This is a genomic window from Intrasporangium calvum DSM 43043, from assembly GCF_000184685.1.
In the GTDB taxonomy this organism is placed as follows: Bacteria; Actinomycetota; Actinomycetes; order Actinomycetales; family Dermatophilaceae; genus Intrasporangium; species Intrasporangium calvum.
In genome coordinates this window covers 2,290,736-2,309,539 of sequence record NC_014830.1, presented here as the reverse complement: position 1 = coordinate 2,309,539, position 18,804 = coordinate 2,290,736, and the positions used below count along the sequence as shown (strand labels likewise).

Genomic DNA, 18,804 nt, shown 5'->3' with positions numbered 1-18,804 from the left:
CACGCCGGGTCGGGCGAAGACCAGCGTGGGAGACAGGTTGCGCGATAGCGTCGGACCCAGTGCACTTGGAGTCACTGGTGCGCAGCCACGACTCTTGCCCTGACGAAAGGAACGGTGACAGTGAGCACGACCGCGGGAGCGGCGTCCCTGGCCAAGCTCGGATTTGCCCCCGGGCAGATCATCCAGGAGTTCGGCTACGACGACGACGTCGACGACGACCTGCGGTTCGCGATCGAGGATGTCGTCGGCAGTGAGCTGGAGGACGAGGACTTCAACGACGGTGCGGACGGCGTCGTCGTCTGGTACCGAGACGGCGACGACGACCTGGTCGACCTGCTGGTCGACGCCCTGACCAAGCTCTTCGACGCCGGCTTCGTCGTGCTGTTCACCCCCAAGGCGGGCCGCCCGGGCCACGTCCAGGCGAGCGAGGTGGAGGAAGCGGCCTCCACGGCCGGACTGACCACCGGTGGCCAGGTCAACGTGGCGTCCGAGTGGGCCGGCGCGCGACTGATGCCACCCAAGGGGCCCCGTCGCTGAGTGACGACCGGCACCGACTGGCACACTGGCGCGCATGACGACGACTGCTTTCCCGACGTCAGCTGCCGGTGCCCCACAGGTCGGCGAGCTGGCACCTGACTTCACCCTGGTCGACCAGCACGGCGTCGACGTCACGCTCTCGTCAGTCCGGGGGCGGAAGTTCGCGGCGGTCGTCTTCTACCCGTTCGCCTTCTCCGGGATCTGCACCGGGGAGCTGCGCGAGATCCGGGACCGGCTCGAGGACTTCCAGGACGGCGACATCCAGGTCTTCACCATCTCGTGCGACACGATGTACTCCTTGCGGGCCTGGGCCGACCTCGAGGGCCACTTCTTCCCGCTCCTCAGCGACCACTGGCCGCACGGTGCGGTCGCGACCCGCTACAGCGTGTTCAACGGGGAGCAGGGAGCCCCGCTCCGCGCCACCTTCCTCGTCGACCGGGACGGGCGGGTGGCCTGGCGTGAGATCAACGGCCCCGGCGAGGGGCGCGACTTCGTGGCGTACCGGGCGGCCCTGGCGGAGCTTCGCCACGCCGCGACAGTCCAGTAGCCCGCCGCCCGGGTTCCGGCAGTCGCGCCCCCTGTCCTCATCCTCGACCGGCGGGTCACTGGGTCGCTTCGACGCCGAGGTAGGCCTCGACGATCTTCGGGTCGGCGAGGAGTTCCTCGGCCGGGCCGGAGTGCACGACCTCCCCGGTCTGCAGGACGTAGCCGTGGTCGGCGGCGCGCAGGGCGCGCCTCGCGTTCTGCTCGACGAGCACGATGGTCGTGCCGGTCGTCCTGATCTCGTCGACCACGCGGAACACCTCATCGACGACCTTGGGCGCCAGCCCCATCGACGGCTCGTCCATCAGGAGCACCTTGGGTCGCGCGACGAGCGCGCGGGCGATGGCGAGCATCTGCTGCTCGCCGCCGGAGAGCGAGCCCGCGGGTAGGTGGCGGCGGTCGCCCAGCACGGGGAACCGCTCGTACGTCTCGGCCAGTGCCGCAGCGGAGGCGCCCCCGACGTGCCAGCCGCCGAGGTGGAGGTTCTCCTCGATGGTCAGGGTGCCGAGGATCTGGCGCCCCTCGGGCACCTGTACCAGACCCTGGCCGACGAGGCGATGTGACGGGGTCCGGGTGATGTCCTGGCCGTCGAAGGTCACCCGCCCCGACTTCGGGCGGATCAGCCCCGAGATCGCGTTGATGATCGACGACTTGCCGGCACCGTTCGCACCGACCAGCGTCACCAGCGAGCCGGGGTCGACGGAGAAGGAGACGCCGCGGACCGCCTCGACCCGGCCGTAGGCGACGTGGAGGTCCTCGACGACGAGAACGGGTCCTGACCCCTTGGGGCTCGTCCGGCTCACGGGTGGCTCCCCTCGGTGCGGTCGGTCGGTCGGGTGTCCGCCTCGGCGGACCCGAGGTAGGCCTCGATGACCGTGGCGTCGGCGGCGATCTCGTCCGGCGTCCCGGTGGCGATGACCTTGCCGAAGTTGAGCACGACGATGCGGTCGCAGGTGCTGAGCACCATGCCGACGTTGTGCTCGATGAGCAGGATGGTCAGCCCGTCCGCGGCGAGCGAGCCGATGAGGTCCGAGAGCCGGTTGGCCTCGACGTGGTTCATGCCGGCAGCGGGCTCGTCGAGGATGAGCAACGTCGGGTCGGAGGCGAGCGCGCGAGCGATCTCGAGTCGGCGCTGGTCGCCGTAGGAGAGCGACGAGGCTCGGCTGCCGGCGAGGTCATACAGGCCGACCCGCTCGAGGCAGCGGGCGGCGTGGTCGAGGGCGGCGAGCTCGTCCCGGCGCGCTGAAGGGAGCCAGAGAAGACGGCGTAGGAACGTCGGTCGGCTGACGAGGTGACCGCCGACGAGGACGTTCTCGAGGGCGGAGAGCCGGTTGAACAGCTTGGAGTGCTGGAAGGTCCGGCTGACGCCGGCCTTGGCGACGCGGTGGACGGGGACCCGCCCGACCTGGGTGCCGAGCACCGTGGCGAGGCCGGATGTCGGGGGGATGAGGCCGCTGAGCATGTTGACCAGCGTCGTCTTGCCGGCACCGTTGGGGCCGATCAGGCCGACGACCTCGCCGCTGCGCAGCTCGAGGTCGACGTTCTCGACGGCGTGCACACCGCCGTACTCCTTGCTCAACCCCTCGAGGGATGCGAGCAGCTCGCCGGGGGCGGGGTGGGACCGCGTCTGCAGACCCTGCTCGGGCGTCCCCGTCCTCCGTCTCGGCATCCGGATCCGGCGTCGGACGAGGCTGGCGAGACCGCCGGGCAGGAACAGGATGATGATGAGCAGGAGGGCGCTGGCGACGAAGGGACGGATCCAGCCGGCCTCGACGCCGAGCGCCCGCTGGATCTCGGGGATCAGGGTCTGGAAACCGCTGCCGAGCAGTGGGCCGACGAACATCGTCGATCCGCCGACGACCGCGGTGACCAGACCGTCGATGGCGGCGGTGAAGCCGAAGTCCTCCGGTGCGATGAGGCGGACGTAGTAGGCCCAGAGGACGCCGTAGAGACCGGCGACGGCTCCGGCGGTCGTGAAGGCGGCGAGTCGGTGCCGACCGACGTCGATGCCCATGGCGCGAGCAGCCAGCTCGTCCTCGCGGATGGCCTCGAGGGCCCGCCCGTAGCGCGATCGACCCATCCTGGCGAACCAGTAGGCGACCACGGCAAGAACCGCCCAGGCGATCCCGGGGGTCAGCACCTTCGGCACGGACATGCCCTGGGCGCCGCCGGTCCACTCCTGGTTGAGGATCAGGATGCGTACGGCCTCGGCGAAGGCGAGGGTGGCGATCGCCAGGAAGACCCCGCGCAGGTGCATGGTCGGCAGCCCGAGGACGACCGCAGCCGCGGAGCCGACCACCATCCCGATGACGATCGCGATGAGCAGCGCCGGGATCTCGCCGACCTCGCTCGGCCTCGGCGTCAGCGAGGCCGCCGTGAAGGCGGCGAGGGACGCGAAACCGGCCTGGCCGAGGCTCAGCTGACCGGCGACCAGCACGGCGTAGAAGGAGTAGGCGAAGATGGCGCCCAGGGCGACGAAGGTCAGGGTGGCATCGGTCAGCATCAGACCTCCCGCACCTTCCGCGCGCCGAAGAGACCCTGCGGTCGGACGAGGAGGATGAGGAACAGCAGGCCGAAGGCGATGAGGTCACGCCAGGAGGACCCGATGTACTGGACGGCGAAGACCTCCGCGAGCCCGAGCGCCAGACCACCGATGAGGGCACCGGGCAACGACCCCATGCCGCCGACGATGATGACGGCGAGGCCCTTGAGCTCGATGGCCGCCCCCATGCCGAGCTGGGCCGAGTTGACGTTCATCGCGAAGAGCGCTCCCGCCACCCCACCGAGCGCGGACGAGATGGCGAACGTCACCGAGGTGACGCGGTCGACGTTGATGCCGAGGACCTTGGCGGCCGTGGGGTTCTCGGCGATGGCACGCATGCCACGTCCGAGCCGCGACCGGGCCACGAGCCAGGTCAAACCGATCATGAGGACGACCGAGATGAGCAGGATCGCCACCTGGAGCACCGTCACCGCAACCCCGCCGAATTCGATCGGGGTCTCCGGGAACGAACCCGCGGGGAAGCGCCGGGTGTCGGGGCCGTAGCGCCACTGGAGCAGGGCGATGAACATTCCCGCGAGGGCGATCGAGGAGATCAGGCCCGCGAAGTGCGCATCCGGTCGGTTCTTCAGCGGGCGGAAGGCGACCCGTTCGATGACGAGCCCCAGCACCGCGCCGAGGACGAGCACGATCGGCAGCGCCACCCAGACGGTCAGCCCTGCGTCGGCGACCAGCTCGATCCCGACGAACGCGGACACGGCGAAGACCGCCGGGTGGGTGAGGTTCAGCCGGTCGAGGATGCCGAAGACCAAGGTGAAGCCGATGGCGAACAACGCGTAGATCGATCCGATGAACACGCCGTTGAGGAGCTGCTGCATGGAGGTCCTTCTCGGTGCGGGTGGCGCGGTGCGGGCCGGGGCGGGGCGGGTGCTGGCGGCGACGCCCCGGCTCGGTCGCGGGTCACTGGAGGACGGTGAACTTCCCGCCCTCGACGATCTGGACCACGGCGGGGTGCTCGGCGTCCCGGTTCGCGTTGATGGACACGTCGCCGAGGACGGTGGGGACGTTGCTGATCTTGCTCAGGCCCTCGCGGATCGCGTCCCGCTCGGCGGAGCAGGCGGAGCGGACCGCGTGGTCGATGAGCGTCAGCCCGGCGTGGGCCTGGGCGGCGAACTGGTCGGGTGCCGCGTTGAACTTCGTCTGGAAGTCCTTGATGAACCCGGCGTTGAGCTCGCTCTCGGAGGCGGAGTTCCAGGCGGCGCCGACCACGACGCCCTCGGCGGCCTCACCGGCGTCCGCCATGAGCTTGGGGTTGTTGAAGCCGTTGCCGCCGATGATGGGGACGGAGATGCCGAGCTCGCGCGCCTGGGTGACGAGCGGGATCGCCGCCTCGATCAGACCGGAGACGACGATCGCGTCGGGGTTCTGGCCCTTGGCCTGGGTCAGCAGCGCCCGGAAGTCGGTGTCCGCCTTGGAGAAGGTGATCGTCTCGAGGATCTGCACCGATTCCGTCTTGAGGGCCGCGTCGAAGACCTTGAAGCCGGACTCGGTGAAGGCGTCGTCGTTGCTGTACATGACGACGACCTTGGCCAGGTTGAACTTCTCCTTGGCCTTCTTGATGGTCTGCGGGATGACCTGGGCCTCGGTGAGCGAGTCGCGGAAGATGTAGTCCTTGTCCGGGGCCGTGATGCCGGTCGCCGTGTTGGAGATGGCCAGAACAGGCGTCTTGCCCTCCTGGGCGACCGGCTGTGCCTGGAACGCGGTGTTGGAGAGGGTCGGGCCGATGATGACGCTCTTGCCGCCTTTGACGAACCCCTCGAAGACGGTGATGCCCTGCCGCGGGTCGGTCTGGTCGTCCTCGATCTCGACGTCGTACTTGACGCCGCCCTTGGCGTTGAGCTGCTCGGCGGCGAGCTGGAGGCCCTTCTGCTGCGACGTGCCGTAGCTGCCGGCTGCGCCGGTGAGGCTGAGCGCGGCGCCGACGGGGACGGCCTGCGAGATCGTGCAGGAGTCGCCCGACCCCTCGCCCTTGAGCCCCCCGGCGGCACCGGTCTGTCCGGCGTCGGCGCCGTCGCCGTTGCCGCCGCCGCACGCGGCCAGCACGAGCGTCGCCGTGGCCGCCACGGCGACGGTGAAGAGCTTGGTACGCATGGTTCCTCCTGAGTGAGAATGTGACGCCGATCGGGGGTGAACGGCGTTCGTCATGGGGTCTGGGCCCTGGCTCGGGGACCCGATCCGGCGATCACCGCGTGCTCGGGCGTCAGCTCGTCGAGCGAGCTCACTCCGAGCAGGCGCATGGTTCGGGTCACCTGGTCGCGGAGGATCGACAGGGTACGGTCGACCCCGGCTTCTCCGCCGGCCATGAGCCCGTAGAGGTAGGCGCGTCCGACGAGGCAGCCAGTGGCGCCGTTGGCCACTGCGGCGACGATGTCGGCGCCGTCCGTGATGCCGGTGTCGAGAAGGACCTCGATCCGGCCGGCGACGGCGGCGACGATGTCGGGGAGCACCTCCAGGGGGGTCGCGGCCCGGTCGAGCTGTCTCCCGCCGTGGTTGGACACGATGATCCCGTCGATGCCGAGGTCGACCATGGCGACGGCGTCGTCAGGGTGCTGGATGCCCTTGACGACGATCCGTCCCGGCCACTGGTCGCGGATCCACGCCAGGTCGGAGATCGAGGCCGAGGGGTCGAACATCCGGTCGACGAGGTCGGCCACCGTGCCACCGGAGTCACGCAGCGAGGCGAACTCGAGCGGCTCGGTCGTGAGCAGGTTGATCCACCAGGCCGGGTGGAGCGACATGTCGGCGAGGGTGCGCACCGTCAGGGCGGGTGGGATGGTGAGCCCGTTGCGCACGTCGCGCAGTCGACGGCCCGCGACCGCGGTGTCGACGGTGAGCACGAGGGTGCGGTAGCCGGCGGCTGCGGCCCGCTGGACCAGCTCGAGTGAGGCGGCCCGGTCCTTCCAGAGGTAGAGCTGGAACCACAGCTCGGAGCCCGGCGCCGCAGCCGCGACCTCCTCGACCGAGACCGTGCCCATGGTCGAGAGCGCGTAGGGGATCTGCGCTCGCGCTGCAGCCCGAGCGACGGCCCGCTCGCCCTCGTGGTGCATCATCCGGGTGAACCCGGTCGGAGCAAGGACAAGGGGGAGGCTGGACGGGCTCCCGACGACGACGCGGCTGGCGTCGACCTCGCTCACGTCTCGTAGGACGCGGGGCCGAAACTCGATCCGGGAGAAGGCCTCTCGGGCCCGTCTCAGGCTGATCTCCTGCTCAGCCGCCCCGTCGACGTAGTCGAACACCGAGCGGGGGGTCCGCCGCCTGGCGATCCGCCGGAGGTCGTCGATCGAGGCGGCTGCCTCGAGTCGACGTCGGGTCGACCCCAGGTGGGGTGGCTCGATCCGGAGGAGCGGGCGCAGCTCGGACCAACGGGGACGTCGGCGCCGGGTGCTCATGGGCCCACATCATGCCCTCTGGACCACCTCCGTGGCGAGGCTGCCAGGTCCCACCTCCGCAACGGGTTCGGCGCGGACGGCCGAGGGCCCCGAAGTCCTGACACAATGGGCCGCCGAAGGACGGTGCGCCGCCGCGCAGATCGTCCGGGGCCTGTAGCTCAGTTGGTAGAGCACCGCGTTTACACCGCGGGTGTCGTCGGTTCGAGACCGGCCGGGCCCACCTCGACCAGAAGGCGCGATCTGAGGGCCGAGTCGGCCCGGGGTCCGACTCGACAGGGGTCAACCATGGATGGTCTGATCGCCTCATGTCCGAGCCCTCCTCGAGCGAGCCGGTCCCGCTCGGCCGCGTCGTCGCCCTGCTGGATGAGCTCTACCCGCAAGGCAGTGCCGCGGAGTGGGACCGAGTCGGCCTCGTCACCGGCGACCTGGAGCAGCCCGTGCGTCGGGTGCTCTTCGCCCTCGACCCGACGCTCGCGGTCATCGAGGAGGCGCGCGAGTGGGGGGCCGACCTGCTCGTCACGCACCACCCGCTGCTGCTTCGTGGCGTCCACTCGGTCGCGACCACGAGCGCGAAGGGCGCCTCGGTGACCAGCCTCGTCGTCTCCGACATCGCCCTGTACGTGGCGCACACCAACGCCGACGTCGCCGATCCCGGGGTGTCCACCGTCCTCGCCGACGCCCTCGGGCTGACCTCCCAGCGACCGCTCACCACGATCGGGCCGTATGCCGCTGGGCGCGTCGGGCGGCTCGCCGCGCCGATGTCGTTGGTCGAGTTCGCAGACGCCGTCGCCGCCGCCCTGCCGCCCACCGCGGGCGGCATCCGGGTCAGCGGCGACCCTGTCGGGTCGGTGCGCACGGTCGCCGTGATGGGCGGGTCGGGTGACGACCAGTTCGACGCGGTGCGCGCCAGCGGCGCGGACGTCTACGTCACGGCGGACCTGCGCCATCACCCGGTCCTCGAGGCGCGGGAGGAGGCTCGGGGCGGCACCCCGTATCTCGTCGACGCGGGCCACTGGGCGACCGAGTCCCTGTGGCTGGCGAGTGCGGAGGAGCGTCTGCTCGCTTCGCTGGAGGAGGACCGCGCCGCACCGACTAGTGTCGAGTCGAGAATCTCGTCCATCCGCACCGAGCCGTGGACCTTCGTGGTCGGAGCGAACGCCGCGGCCACCGCCGCGGCCCCATCTGGAGGTGTGTCCTGAAAGCCGATCCGTCCCGCCAATGGCGCCTGCTCGACCTGCAGGCCATCGACACGAGACTCGACCAGATCGCCCACGCCCGCGCCAACCTGCCGCAGGGGGCCGCCATCGTCGCGGCCCGGTCCGAGCTCGCTTCGCTCGAGACCGAGCTGGTCAACGCGCGGACCGCGGTGGGTGACGTGCAGCGCGAGCTCACCAAGTCGGAGCAGGACGTCCAGCTCGTCCGCGACCGGGCGGCCCGCGACCAGTCCCGGCTCGACTCGGGACAGGGCAGTGCCAAGGACCTCACCGCGCTCCAGCACGAGCTGACCTCGCTCGCCCGGCGCCAGTCGGAGCTCGAGGACCTCGAGATCGAGGTGATGGAACGCGCCGAGACCCTGGCGAGCCGGGTGTCCGAGCTCGAGGCCCGGCGCGCCGAGGTGGTCGACCGGATCACGCGGCTCGAGCAGGAGCGGGCCTCCGCCCTGGCCGCGCTCGAGGCCGAGGCCACCACGGTCGGGGGAGGGCGAGCCGACATCGTCGCCGGTGTCGGGGAGGACCTGGCCGGCCTCTACGAGAAGGTCCGCGCGCAGAGCGGGGGAGTCGCAGCGGCCGAGCTGCGCCATCGCCGCTGCGGGGGCTGCCGGCTCGAGCTCAACAACGTCGACCTCGACCGGATCCGACGGGCCGCCGAGGACGAGGTCATCCGCTGCGAGGAGTGCCGCCGGATCATGATCCGCACGGGCGAGTCGGGGCTGTGACCCGGACCTCCCGTGGGGGGACCGGTCGGGACCTCGTCGTCGAGGCGGACGGCGGGTCCCGGGGGAACCCCGGCGTGGCCGGCTACGGTGCGCTGGTCCGTGACGGAGCCTCCGGAGCGGTGCTCATCGAGCTCGCCGAGCCCCTCGGTCTGGCGAGCAACAACGTCGCCGAGTACTCCGGGCTGCTCGCGGGACTGCGGGCTGCGGCCGAGATCGACAGCGCTGCGCGCGTGCACGTCCGGATGGATTCCAAGCTCGTCGTCGAGCAGATGTCCGGGCGCTGGAAGGTCAAGCACGAGGACATGCGCCGACTCGCCGGCGAGGTCCGCGAGGTGCTCCGCGAGATCGAGGCCGCGGGTGGGAGCGTCCACTTCGAGTGGATCCCACGCGAGCGCAACAAGGCCGCCGACCTCTTGTCGAACGAGGCGATGGACGGGCAGTCGATTCGCCGGATCCCGGGCGCCGAGCCGCAGGATGCGGGGCCGACGGACGCCGTCGACTCACGGCCCGAGCCGGCCGATGCCCCGGATGCCCCGGATGCCCCGGATGCCCCGGATGCCCCGGATGCCCCGGACGATGGTGCTGACCGCAAGGACCTGCGCCTCCTGCTCGTCCAGACTCCGGCCACCGACTCTGCCGTCGAGAGGGTGGCCCGCGCCGTGCGAACTCTGACCGGGACGGACAGCCGGGTCATCGCCGCGCCGGACCCGATGGCGCAGGAGACCGGCCAAGCCGTCGCCGCGGCGATCGGGGTCGAGGTCGAGGTCGAGGTCTCGGCGGACTGGACAGCCGACCCCGGGAGGGCTGGGAGCGAGCCCGCCGACCCAGCCAGCTCAGCGGCATACGGACGGCTGCGGCTGAGCGGGGGCACCGTCGTCGTCGTGACCACCCGACGCGGCATCGTTACTGTCCTCGCGGAGGTGCTCGGGCTCGCCGGAGACCGGTTCTGGAGCCTCGCGACGGCACCCGGCAGCCTCACCGGCGTCGAGGTCTGGGCGGACGGCTCGGCCTCGGTCGCTTTCACCAACCGGACGGAGCACCTCGCCTGATGGGGGCTGTGGGATATTCGCGGGCATGAGCTACGCCGGTGACGTGACCCCGACCGAAGCCTGGTCCGCCCTCGAGGAGGACCCTCGAGCCGTGCTCGTCGACGTGCGGACCCACGCCGAGTGGTCGTACGTCGGGCTGCCCGACCTGCGGCCGCTCGGGCGCGAGGTCGTGCGGATCGAGTGGCAGCGCTACCCCGACGGGCGCGTCAACGAGCGCTTCGTCGACGAGCTGGCCGCCGCCGGCATCGAGCGGGACCAGCCCCTGTACTTCCTCTGCCGGTCCGGCGTGCGCTCCATCGCCGCAGCCGAGGCAGCCACGGCCCGTGGGTGGGCGCAGTCCTACAACGTCAGCGAAGGCTTCGAGGGAGGGCACGGCCCCGACCACCACCGCACCGTCTCCGGGTGGAAGGTCGCCGGACTGCCCTGGGTGCAGGGATGAGCGGCGCCGGGCGCGAGCGGGCGTGGCGTCCCGACACGGTCGCCGTCCGCGGGGGACTGGCGCGCAGCGGGTTCGAGGAGACCTCCGAGGCGCTCTACCTGACGTCCGGGTTCGTCTACGACTCGGCCGAGGCTGCTGAGGCCGCGTTCACCGGGGACTCCGACCGCTTCGTCTACTCGCGGTACGGCAACCCCACGGTCCGGATGTTCGAGGACCGCATCGCGCAGATCGAGGGGGCGGAGGCCGCCTTCGCGACCGGCTCCGGGATGGCCGCCGTCTGGGTCGCGCTCGCGGCGCTGCTGGGCAAGGGCGACCGCGTCGTGTCGTCGCGGTCCCTCTTCGGCTCGTGCTTCGTCATCCTCGACGAGATCCTCCCGCGGTGGGGCGTCGAGACGGTGTTCGTGGACGGACCGGACCTCGACCAGTGGCGCGAGGCGCTGTCGGTGCCGACCGCGGCCGTCTTCTTCGAGACGCCGAGCAACCCGATGCAGGAGCTCGTCGACATCCGCGCGGTGTGCGACCTCGCCCACGCGGCAGGCGCGCAGGTGGTGGTCGACAACGTCTTCGGCACCCCGGTCTTCTCGCGACCGCTCGAGCACGGCGCAGACATCGTCGTCTACTCGGCGACCAAGCACATCGACGGCCAGGGCCGGGTGCTCGGTGGTGCGGTGCTCGGGTCCCGCGAGCTCATCGACGGTCCGGTGCAGAACCTCATGCGCCACACGGGTCCGGCCATGTCACCCTTCAACGCCTGGGTGCTCGTCAAGGGCCTCGAGACGATGTCCCTGCGGGTCGAGCGGATGGCCGCGAGCTGCCTCGAGGTCGCGCGCTTCCTCGAGTCCCACCCACGGGTGCGGCGAGTGGTGCACCCCTTCCTCGAGTCCCACCCGCAGCACGAGCTCGCCCTGCGTCAGATGGGTGCGGGCGGCACCGTCGTGACGTTCGAGATCGACGGCGGCAAGGCGGACGCGTTCGCCGTGATGAACGCGCTCGAGGTCATCGACATCTCGAACAACCTCGGTGATGCGAAGTCGCTCGTCACGCACCCCGCGACGACGACGCATCGTCGACTGTCGCCGGAGGCTCGGGCCGCGGTCGGGATCACGGACGGGGTACTGCGCGTCTCGGTCGGGCTCGAGGACGTGCGCGACCTCGTCGACGACCTGGGGCAGGCCCTCCGCTAGCCGAGACCCGCCGAGTCCTCGTTCGAGGTGTGGTGCGACTCCTGGGAGTCGCCGATCACCTCGAACCGGCCGGGCGTCAAGGGCGGGATTCAGGGGCGTCAGGGGCGTCAGGGGCGTCAGGGGCGAGCGGTGGCGGCGAGCTGCCAGGGACGGCCGGGCCGGTCCGGTTCCGAGAGGCGGACGACGAAGTCCGCCTCGAGCAGTGGCACCAGGTCCTCGGGGTGGCGCGGCCGGGCCGCCAGCCGCACGAGGTGTCGCGCCACGAGGCCACGCGTGTGCTTGGCCAGGTGCGATGCTCCCGGAACGGTGACGTGCACCCGTCGCTCGGCAAGCGCGCCCCTCGGGTTCCACATCGCGACATAGGTGCTGGAGCGGCAGTCGACGACCAGTCGCGCAGACCCTGCCTCTCGGTCGAGGACCGGCGTCAGGGCGAGACGCCACGCGTGCGTCAGGTCCCCGACGTCAGGCAGCCGGGCCGACGGGTTGAGCCGGTACGCGGGGATCCGGTCCGTGGGTCGCAGCGCCCCGAAGAGCGCCGAGAAGACGAGGATCCGACGGTTGGCTCGACGCTTCGACGCCGGGTCGAGCGACGGGAGGTCGAGGGCGTCGTACAACACCCCGGTGTACACCTCTCCGGCCGGCGCGGCGGCGGCGGTGCGTAGTCGGGTGTTGCGGGCGACCTCCTCGACGAGGGCGGGACTCACCCCGAGGAGCCGGTGCGCGTCCGGCCGGGCGCTGACCTCCTCGGCGCTCCCGATGACCGCCGACCGCAGGCTGGTGAGCTCGGGGAAGGACAGGGTCGCGAGGTCGAGGGGCCGACCCCGACGACGTGGTGTCTTGCCTTCGGAGGGTGGCAGGAGGATGAGCACGCCGGACAGCCTAAGCCGCGGCGGGATCCCTTCTGCGTAGGGTTGCGCCATGGCCAAACGACACATCGTCTATCGCCGGGCAGAGCCGCCGAGTGGGCCGGGGGCTGCTCTCCTGCAGCGTTTCGAGGCGATCCGGGACGAGTTCGAGGTGCCCGAGGAGTTCCCCGCGGACGTCCTCGCCGAGGCCCGGGGGGCGGCGGCCGCCGCGCAGCTGCCCACCCGTGACCTCACTGACATCCCGTTCATCACCATCGACCCGGCGGGCTCCCAGGACCTCGACCAGGCGATGCACATCGAGCGACAGGGCGACGGTTACCGCGTCCGCTACGCCATCGCCGACGTCCCTGCCTTCGTCACACCCGGGGGGCCGATCGACGAGGAGTCCAGGCGCCGCGGCCAGACCATCTACTGTCCGGACAAGCGCGTGCAGCTCCATCCGCCCGAGGTGAGTGAGGGCGCCGCCAGCCTGTTGCCGGACCAGGTGCGTCCAGCGTTCGTCTGGGACCTGGTCCTGGCGGCTGACGGCGAGGGCATCGAGGTGACCGTCGAGCGGGCTCTCGTCCGAAGTGTCCGACGCTACGACTACGCAGAGGTGCAGCGCCTCGTCGACGACGGCTCCGCCGAGGCAGTGCTGAAGCTGCTCAAGGAGGTCGGCGAGAAGCGGATCGCCTTGGAGCGCAAACGAGGTGGTGCATCTCTGCCGCTGCCGGACCAGGAGGTGGCCGATGACGGCAAAGGCGGCTTCACCGTCAGCTTCCGGCCGCTGCTCGCCTCGGAGGACTGGAACGCCCAGATCTCCCTGCTCACCGGCATGGGGGCGGCCGACCTGATGTTGCGCGGCAAGGTGGGCATCCTGCGCACCATGCCCGACCCCGACCCGCGTGACGTCAAACGGTTCCGGAGGCAGGCTGCGGGCGCCGGGGTCCCCTGGTCGCAGGAGATGAGCTACGGCGAGTTCCTGCGGACCCTCGACCGGGACAACCCGAAGCACCTGGCCCTGGTCCACGAGGCGACGGCCCTGTTTCGGGGCGCCGGCTACACCCCGTTCCAGGGCGCCGTCCCCGACCAGCCCGCCCACTCCGCCGTCGCGAACCCCTATGCCCACGTCACGGCACCGTTGCGACGCCTCGTCGACCGCTTCGGGCTCGTCGTCTGCGAGGCGCTGTCCGCGGGCACCGAGGTCCCCGCCTGGGCACTGTCCGCCCTTCCGACGATCCCGGAGATCATGACGGCCTCCGACCGGCGGGCCAGCGGTGTCGAGCGGGCCTGCACCGATGCGGTGGAGGCGGCCGAGCTGCGGTCCTACGTCGGTTCCAGCCTCGAGGGTGTCGTCGTCGACCAGAACGAGAAGCACGTCATCGTCCAGCTCATCGACCTGGCCGTCGTGGCCCGGGCGACAGGGAGGGCGGAGGAGGGCCAGACGGTCCAGGTGCACGTCGATGCCGCCGACATCGAGAGCGGGCGGATCAAGCTCAGCATCGAGAGCTGACCTGGTTCGATGTGATCGACGGGGTCATGCGCCGATCGATCACGTCGAACCGGTGGTGGGGCTGGTAGGGGTGTCGCTCGGTGAGGGCCCCTCAGGTGGCGTGGTCACCACTGGTCCGGAAGGTCCGGGAGGTGGGGGCGGGACCGTGCCCGTCGGCGGCGCGCCAGGATCGCTGGTGGTCGCGGGGCTGCTGGGCGTCGCCGGCACGTCGGTCGGCCTTCCCGTGGGGGCGGGGTCCGCGGCGGCCGGGACGGCCTGTCGTTCCGGGTCTGGTGGTCGCGGCGGTTCGGCCTGGGCAGCCGCCTGGCGGTCGCCCAAGGAGGTGCCGGTGACATCGGTTCCACTGGCCAGCTGCAGCCCGAGAAGGAACGTCGTCGCCAGTGCGAAGACGGCAGCCGCCCCGCCCAGGACCCGCCGCGCGTGGGGAGCGGGTCGGTGCTGCACACTCGACGCGCGGTGAGGTGGCACGAACTGCACCCTCGACGAGGGGTAGGTGGTGGGGACCCCGGCCAGCGGCGCCCTACTTCGTCGAGTGTGCGCTTTCTGCCACTGGAGGGCCGCGCGGGCGCGCATCATCGACGCCCGGTAGAGGCTCGACGCGACGGCGCTGACGACGGACCCCACGGCAGCGCCGGTGATGGTCCCGACGACGCCGAGCCGCGACCCGAGGGCAGCCGCGGTCGCGGCAGCCATCGAACCGGCGATGAGCTGGGTCAGGGAGAGGTCGAGCAACGTCGCTCTGGGGGTGGACGGGACTGGTTCGGTCTTCAGTTGCTCGCTCATGTCCTGGTGCGGGTTGCGTATTGGCTTCTCGGATGGAAGACGAACGAAGTCATGGACTCGTTGTCACGTGGGACGGTTCTGTGACCCACATCACTTGACTTGCCTCCTGTCCCAGCACGCTGCCCAGGGCAGCTGACAGCGTGGCGAGCCCAGCGGCATACGGCATCTATCATGGGGAGCGGATGAGTCGGCCAGGCGGTCGCGTCGGATCCCTCGGGGTCCGCCGAGGAACGTCCGGGCTCCACAGGGCAGGGTGGTGGCCAACAGCCACCCGGGGTGACCCGCGGGACAGTGCCACAGAAAACAAACCGCCAACTGCTTCGGCAGTCGGTAAGGGTGAAACGGTGGTGTAAGAGACCACCAGCGCGCCAGGTGACTGGAGCGGCTCGGTAAACCCCACCCGGAGCAAGCCCAGACAGCGCACGTTCGAGACCGGCCCGGTCGAGTGCGCGGGTAGGGCGCTGGAGCCGGTCAGCAATGGCCGGCCGAGATGGATGGCCGTCGCCGCGTCACCGGCAACGGAGATGCGGAACAGAACCCGGCGTATCGGCCGACTCATCCACCTCCATGCCTCTGGCCCGCGGGTCCGGGTGGACGAGCGGGTGCACCCTTGTGATGAAGGCGACAGTCGCCGCGCGTGCGCAGTCCGCTACCATCGCCGCCAATCACTACTCGCGGGTAATGGCCAGCGGTCGGAGCGGTGCCCGGGTGCGACCCGGTCGACTCAGAGGGAGGCGCGGATGCCAACTGGGGCCCAGGCGTTGCTGCGCACACTGGTCGATGCAGGCGTGACCGTGTGCTTCACCAACCCGGGAACCTCCGAGATGCACTTCGTCGCGGCCCTGGACAGTGTCCCGGAGATGCGCGCCGTGCTCGCCCTCTTCGAAGGTGTGGCGACGGGGGCCGCCGACGGGTATGCCCGGATGACGGGTCGGCCAGCGGCAACCCTGCTGCACCTCGGCCCAGGCCTCGGCAACGGCCTGGCCAACCTGCACAACGCCCGCCGGGCCCGCGTTCCCGTCGTCAACATCGTCGGCGACCACGCGACCTACCACGTGCAGTACGACGCGCAGCTGCAGTCGGACATCGAGACCGTGGCCCGCAACGTCTCACCTGGCTGGGTGCGTACGTCCACGAGCGCCGAAGCGCTGCCAACCGACCTCGCTGAGGCGGTCGCGGCGGCCAGCGGCCCGCCGGGGCAGGTGGCGACGCTGATCGTGCCTGCCGACCTCTCGTGGGCCGAGGGGGTGCAGCCTGCAGTTCCGGTTGCCCCAGCCACTCCGCCCCTGGCCGACGGGGCGGCGATCGAAGCGGCTCGATCTGCCCTTCTCGGCAAGAAGTCCGCCCTGCTCCTCGGCGGTTCTGCGCTGCACGGGCCGGCGCTGCGTGCGGCCGGACGGATCGCTGCAGCGACGGGTGCCACCCTGTTCGCGGAGGTCTTCCCGCGCCGGATCGAGCGTGGTGCCGGCGTGCCTCCAGTGGAACGCATCGCCTACTTCGCCGAGCTGGCCTCCGTCCAGCTGGCCGGGCTCAAGCACCTCGTGCTCGTCGACGCGCCGGCACCCGTGTCCTTCTTCGCCTACCCGGGCAAGAAGAGCTACCTCGTGCCTGAGGGATGCATGATCCACCGCCTCACCACCGACGGCCAGGACGTGGCGGGCACGCTCGAGGCCCTCGCCGAGGTGGTTGTCACACGTGAGACGGCGCGGGCGGCACCGAAGTCGAAGCAGCCCGTCAGCATCCCCACACTGCCCAAGGGCCGGCTCACCGCCGAGACCGCCTGCCGGACGGTCGCCGCGCTGCTGCCCGAGGGAGCGATCGTCTCCGACGAGGCGAACACGTCCGGGGTGAGCTTCGCCGGTGCGAGTGCGGGTGCACCGCCCCACGACGTCCTGACCCTGACCGGCGGGGCGATCGGGCAGGGGTTGCCCGTCGCGGTCGGCGCGGCGATCGCCTGTCCGGACCGTCCGGTGGTCGCGCTGGAGGCCGACGGCTCGGCGTTGTACACGATCCAGTCCCTGTGGACGATGGCACGCGAGCGGCTCGATGTCACCGTGGTGATCTTCAACAACCGCTCGTACGGAATCTTGGACGTCGAGCTGCAGCGGGTCGGCGCGCAGGCCTCCGGCCAGAAGGCGCAGGCGCAGCTCGACCTCGCCGACCCACCCGTGGACTTCGTTGCCGTCTCGCGAGGACTCGGAGTCCCCGCAGTGCTCGCCACCACGACCCAGGAGCTGGCCACAGCCCTGCGGAATGCCTTTGCAGAGCCCGGGCCGCACCTCGTCGAGGTGGCCGTCCCCCCGGTGTTCAGCGGGCGCCGCCTCAAGGCACTCCCCATGGTGCTCGGTTCCCTGGAATCACTGCCCGGTCCACTCGCCAAGGCACTGAAGCGACGCATCGCACCCTGACCTGACCCTCGACACGGGAGCACACCCTGACATGGACGTCATCATCGTCGGCGGCGGCATCAGCGCACTGGTCGCAGCCGTGGAACTGGCCCGAGACGGCCGTCGCGTCACCATCTACGAGCTCCAGGGTCGGGACTGGCTCGGTGGGCAGTGTCGGGACGCGTTCGGAGGCATCTTCTTCGTGGACAGCCCCGAGCAGCGGCGGCTCGGGATCCGTGACTCGTTCGAGCTGGCCTGGCAGGACTGGCAGGGTTATGCGGACTTCGGCCCGGACAGCGCGCACCAACAGGCCTGGGCCCGCCGGTACATCGAACGATGCGTCCCCGATGTCCGCGACTGGTTGGTCGGGCGTGGGCTGGGCTTCCTCCCAGTCGCCAACTGGGCCGAGCGAGCCCGCGACGGTCGCGGCAACCGACTTCCCCGGTTCCACCTGCTGTGGGGGTGTGGGCCGGCGCTGGTGTCGGCGCTGGTCCGGGAGGCCGAGAACCTCGAGGGCAGAGGCCTGACGATCCACTGCGAGCACCGGGTCGAGGACCTGATCCTGGAGTCCGGTCAGGTCGTGGGCGTGCGCGGGAGCAACGCTCTCGGTGAGTTCGAAGCACGTGCAGAGCACGTGGTGATCGCCGCAGGCGGCCGGACCGGAGACCTGGCCAAGGTCCGGGCCAGCTGGCCACGGGACGAGTGGGGCACGCCACCCGAGGACCTGCTCGGCGGGGTGTGGCCCCACATCGACGGACATCTGCAGGACGTCGTCGCCGATGAGGGCGGGTCGGTGGTGAACCTCGAGAACATGTGGGTCTACGCGGCAGGCGTGGCGCACTGGGACGGAGACTTCCCGGAGCACGGGCTGGCGCTGATACCGCCCAAGTCCGGACTGTGGATGCGCGCAGACGGCTCCCGCTTCGACCCACCCCAACTCGCGGGTTACGACACCCGTGACGCGGTGAGCCGGATCATGGCGACCGGGCGCCCCTGGTCGTGGATGGTGCTCAACCGGGAGATTCTCGCCAAGGAAGGCGCCATCCAGGGCGCCCGCTTCAACCCGGCCTTCCGCGAACAGCGCAAGCTCCATGTGGCTCGAGACCTGCTGCGTGGCAACGTCGCCCTCGCGGACGAGCTGATCAGCCGCTGTCCCGACGTCGTGACTGGCCCCGACCTGGCGACACTCGCCGAGCGCATGACCGAGCTCACCCCTGGCACGCCGATCGACGCCGCGGCGCTGATCCGTGACGTGACTGCGTATGACGCCGAGATCGCGCGAGGACGTCGGTTGTTCTCCGACCCGCAGCTCGTTGCGTTGCGCAACGTCCGGGCCTTCCTCGGCGACCGGCTGCGCACGTCGGCCTTTGTGCCGATCGCCGCGGGCGACCACGGCGAGCTCGTCGCGATCCGGCTGCGCCCCGTCGCGCGCAAGACCCTGGGTGGGATCGAGACCGACGAGCGCTGTCGCGTCCTTCGTGCTGATGGGGAGGTGCTACCCGGTCTCTACGCCATCGGCGAGGCTGCTGGCTTCGGGGGCGGGGGTATGCACGGCAAGCGCACCCTGGAAGGCACACTTCTCGGCGGCTGCGTGCTGACCGGGCGGGAGCTGGCGCGAGCGGTCGCCGCATTGGGGTGA

Annotated in this window: 17 protein-coding genes, 1 tRNA gene and 1 other RNA gene; 12 read left to right on the top strand and 7 right to left on the bottom strand. The window is 70.9% G+C overall.

Annotation, left to right across the window (positions count from 1 at the left end; genetic code table 11):
• Positions 1-120 precede the first annotated feature (120 nt).
• Together INTCA_RS10445 and INTCA_RS10440 are read left to right on the top strand one after the other, a co-directional pair.
• Complete coding sequence (locus tag INTCA_RS10445) at positions 121-537, top strand: DUF3052 domain-containing protein (RefSeq protein ID WP_013492884.1); 417 nt, start codon at positions 121-123, stop codon at positions 535-537.
• A gap of 34 nt (positions 538-571) precedes the next feature.
• Positions 572-1,084, top strand: coding sequence for a peroxiredoxin (locus tag INTCA_RS10440; RefSeq protein WP_013492883.1), 513 nt, complete (start codon positions 572-574; stop codon positions 1,082-1,084).
• A 55-nt stretch (positions 1,085-1,139) separates the two neighbouring features.
• Here INTCA_RS10440 and INTCA_RS10435 read toward each other — a convergent pair whose 3' ends face one another.
• The 5 genes from INTCA_RS10435 to INTCA_RS10415 all read right to left on the bottom strand — a co-directional run bounded on the left by INTCA_RS10435 (position 1,140) and on the right by INTCA_RS10415 (position 7,029).
• Entirely contained in the window at positions 1,140-1,883 is a 744-nt protein-coding gene (locus tag INTCA_RS10435; protein ID WP_013492882.1) for an ABC transporter ATP-binding protein, read from the bottom strand.
• Positions 1,880-3,583 carry a branched-chain amino acid ABC transporter ATP-binding protein/permease gene (locus INTCA_RS10430; protein WP_013492881.1) on the bottom strand — a complete coding sequence of 568 codons (1,704 nt, stop codon included), beginning with the start codon at positions 3,581-3,583 and terminating at the stop codon, positions 1,880-1,882. Before INTCA_RS10430 ends, INTCA_RS10435 begins: the two co-directional genes overlap by 4 nt.
• The gene (locus tag INTCA_RS10425) at positions 3,583-4,458 is read right to left on the bottom strand and encodes a branched-chain amino acid ABC transporter permease (protein ID WP_013492880.1); all 876 of its coding nucleotides are present in this window, start codon (positions 4,456-4,458) and stop codon (positions 3,583-3,585) included. The genes INTCA_RS10430 and INTCA_RS10425 overlap by 1 nt, the downstream gene beginning before the upstream one ends.
• An 82-nt stretch (positions 4,459-4,540) precedes the next feature.
• Positions 4,541-5,731, bottom strand: coding sequence for an ABC transporter substrate-binding protein (locus tag INTCA_RS10420; protein WP_013492879.1), 1,191 nt, complete (start codon positions 5,729-5,731; stop codon positions 4,541-4,543).
• A gap of 50 nt (positions 5,732-5,781) precedes the next feature.
• Positions 5,782-7,029, bottom strand: coding sequence for an alpha-hydroxy acid oxidase (locus tag INTCA_RS10415; protein ID WP_013492878.1), 1,248 nt, complete (start codon positions 7,027-7,029; stop codon positions 5,782-5,784).
• Between the two features lie 147 nt (positions 7,030-7,176).
• Here INTCA_RS10415 and INTCA_RS10410 point away from each other — a divergent pair.
• The 6 genes from INTCA_RS10410 (at position 7,177) to INTCA_RS10385 (ending at position 11,637) form a co-directional block, all read left to right on the top strand.
• A tRNA-Val gene (locus INTCA_RS10410) sits at positions 7,177-7,249 on the top strand.
• Between the two features lie 85 nt (positions 7,250-7,334).
• Positions 7,335-8,228 (top strand): Nif3-like dinuclear metal center hexameric protein, encoded by an 894-nt coding sequence (locus tag INTCA_RS10405; protein WP_013492877.1) that lies wholly within the window; start codon positions 7,335-7,337, stop codon positions 8,226-8,228.
• On the top strand, positions 8,225-8,965 hold the full coding sequence (locus INTCA_RS10400) for a zinc ribbon domain-containing protein (RefSeq protein WP_013492876.1): 741 nt from the start codon (positions 8,225-8,227) through the stop codon (positions 8,963-8,965). The genes INTCA_RS10405 and INTCA_RS10400 overlap by 4 nt, the downstream gene beginning before the upstream one ends.
• Positions 8,962-10,014 carry a reverse transcriptase-like protein gene (locus INTCA_RS10395; RefSeq protein WP_013492875.1) on the top strand — a complete coding sequence of 351 codons (1,053 nt, stop codon included), beginning with the start codon at positions 8,962-8,964 and terminating at the stop codon, positions 10,012-10,014. Before INTCA_RS10400 ends, INTCA_RS10395 begins: the two co-directional genes overlap by 4 nt.
• A 25-nt stretch (positions 10,015-10,039) precedes the next feature.
• Positions 10,040-10,453, top strand: coding sequence for a rhodanese-like domain-containing protein (locus INTCA_RS10390; RefSeq protein ID WP_013492874.1), 414 nt, complete (start codon positions 10,040-10,042; stop codon positions 10,451-10,453).
• On the top strand, positions 10,450-11,637 hold the full coding sequence (locus INTCA_RS10385; protein ID WP_013492873.1) for an O-succinylhomoserine sulfhydrylase: 1,188 nt from the start codon (positions 10,450-10,452) through the stop codon (positions 11,635-11,637). Before INTCA_RS10390 ends, INTCA_RS10385 begins: the two co-directional genes overlap by 4 nt.
• 116 nt (positions 11,638-11,753) lie before the next feature.
• Here INTCA_RS10385 and INTCA_RS10380 read toward each other — a convergent pair whose 3' ends face one another.
• Positions 11,754-12,506, bottom strand: a complete 753-nt coding sequence (locus tag INTCA_RS10380; protein WP_013492872.1) for a YaaA family protein — start codon at positions 12,504-12,506, stop codon at positions 11,754-11,756.
• A 49-nt stretch (positions 12,507-12,555) separates the two neighbouring features.
• Here INTCA_RS10380 and INTCA_RS10375 point away from each other — a divergent pair, with 49 nt between their 5' ends.
• Positions 12,556-13,995 carry an RNB domain-containing ribonuclease gene (locus INTCA_RS10375; RefSeq protein ID WP_013492871.1) on the top strand — a complete coding sequence of 480 codons (1,440 nt, stop codon included), beginning with the start codon at positions 12,556-12,558 and terminating at the stop codon, positions 13,993-13,995.
• Positions 13,996-14,034: 39 nt separating this feature from the next.
• Here INTCA_RS10375 and INTCA_RS18715 read toward each other — a convergent pair whose 3' ends face one another.
• Positions 14,035-14,778 carry a hypothetical protein gene (locus INTCA_RS18715; protein WP_013492870.1) on the bottom strand — a complete coding sequence of 248 codons (744 nt, stop codon included), beginning with the start codon at positions 14,776-14,778 and terminating at the stop codon, positions 14,035-14,037.
• A 183-nt stretch (positions 14,779-14,961) separates the two neighbouring features.
• Here INTCA_RS18715 and rnpB point away from each other — a divergent pair.
• The 3 genes from rnpB (at position 14,962) to INTCA_RS10360 (ending at position 18,804) form a co-directional block, all read left to right on the top strand.
• An RNA gene (gene rnpB, locus INTCA_RS18855) (RNase P RNA component class A) lies at positions 14,962-15,340 on the top strand.
• A gap of 178 nt (positions 15,341-15,518) precedes the next feature.
• Complete coding sequence (locus INTCA_RS10365; protein ID WP_013492869.1) at positions 15,519-17,186, top strand: acetolactate synthase large subunit; 1,668 nt, start codon at positions 15,519-15,521, stop codon at positions 17,184-17,186.
• A gap of 31 nt (positions 17,187-17,217) precedes the next feature.
• Entirely contained in the window at positions 17,218-18,804 is a 1,587-nt protein-coding gene (locus INTCA_RS10360; protein ID WP_013492868.1) for an FAD-binding dehydrogenase, read from the top strand.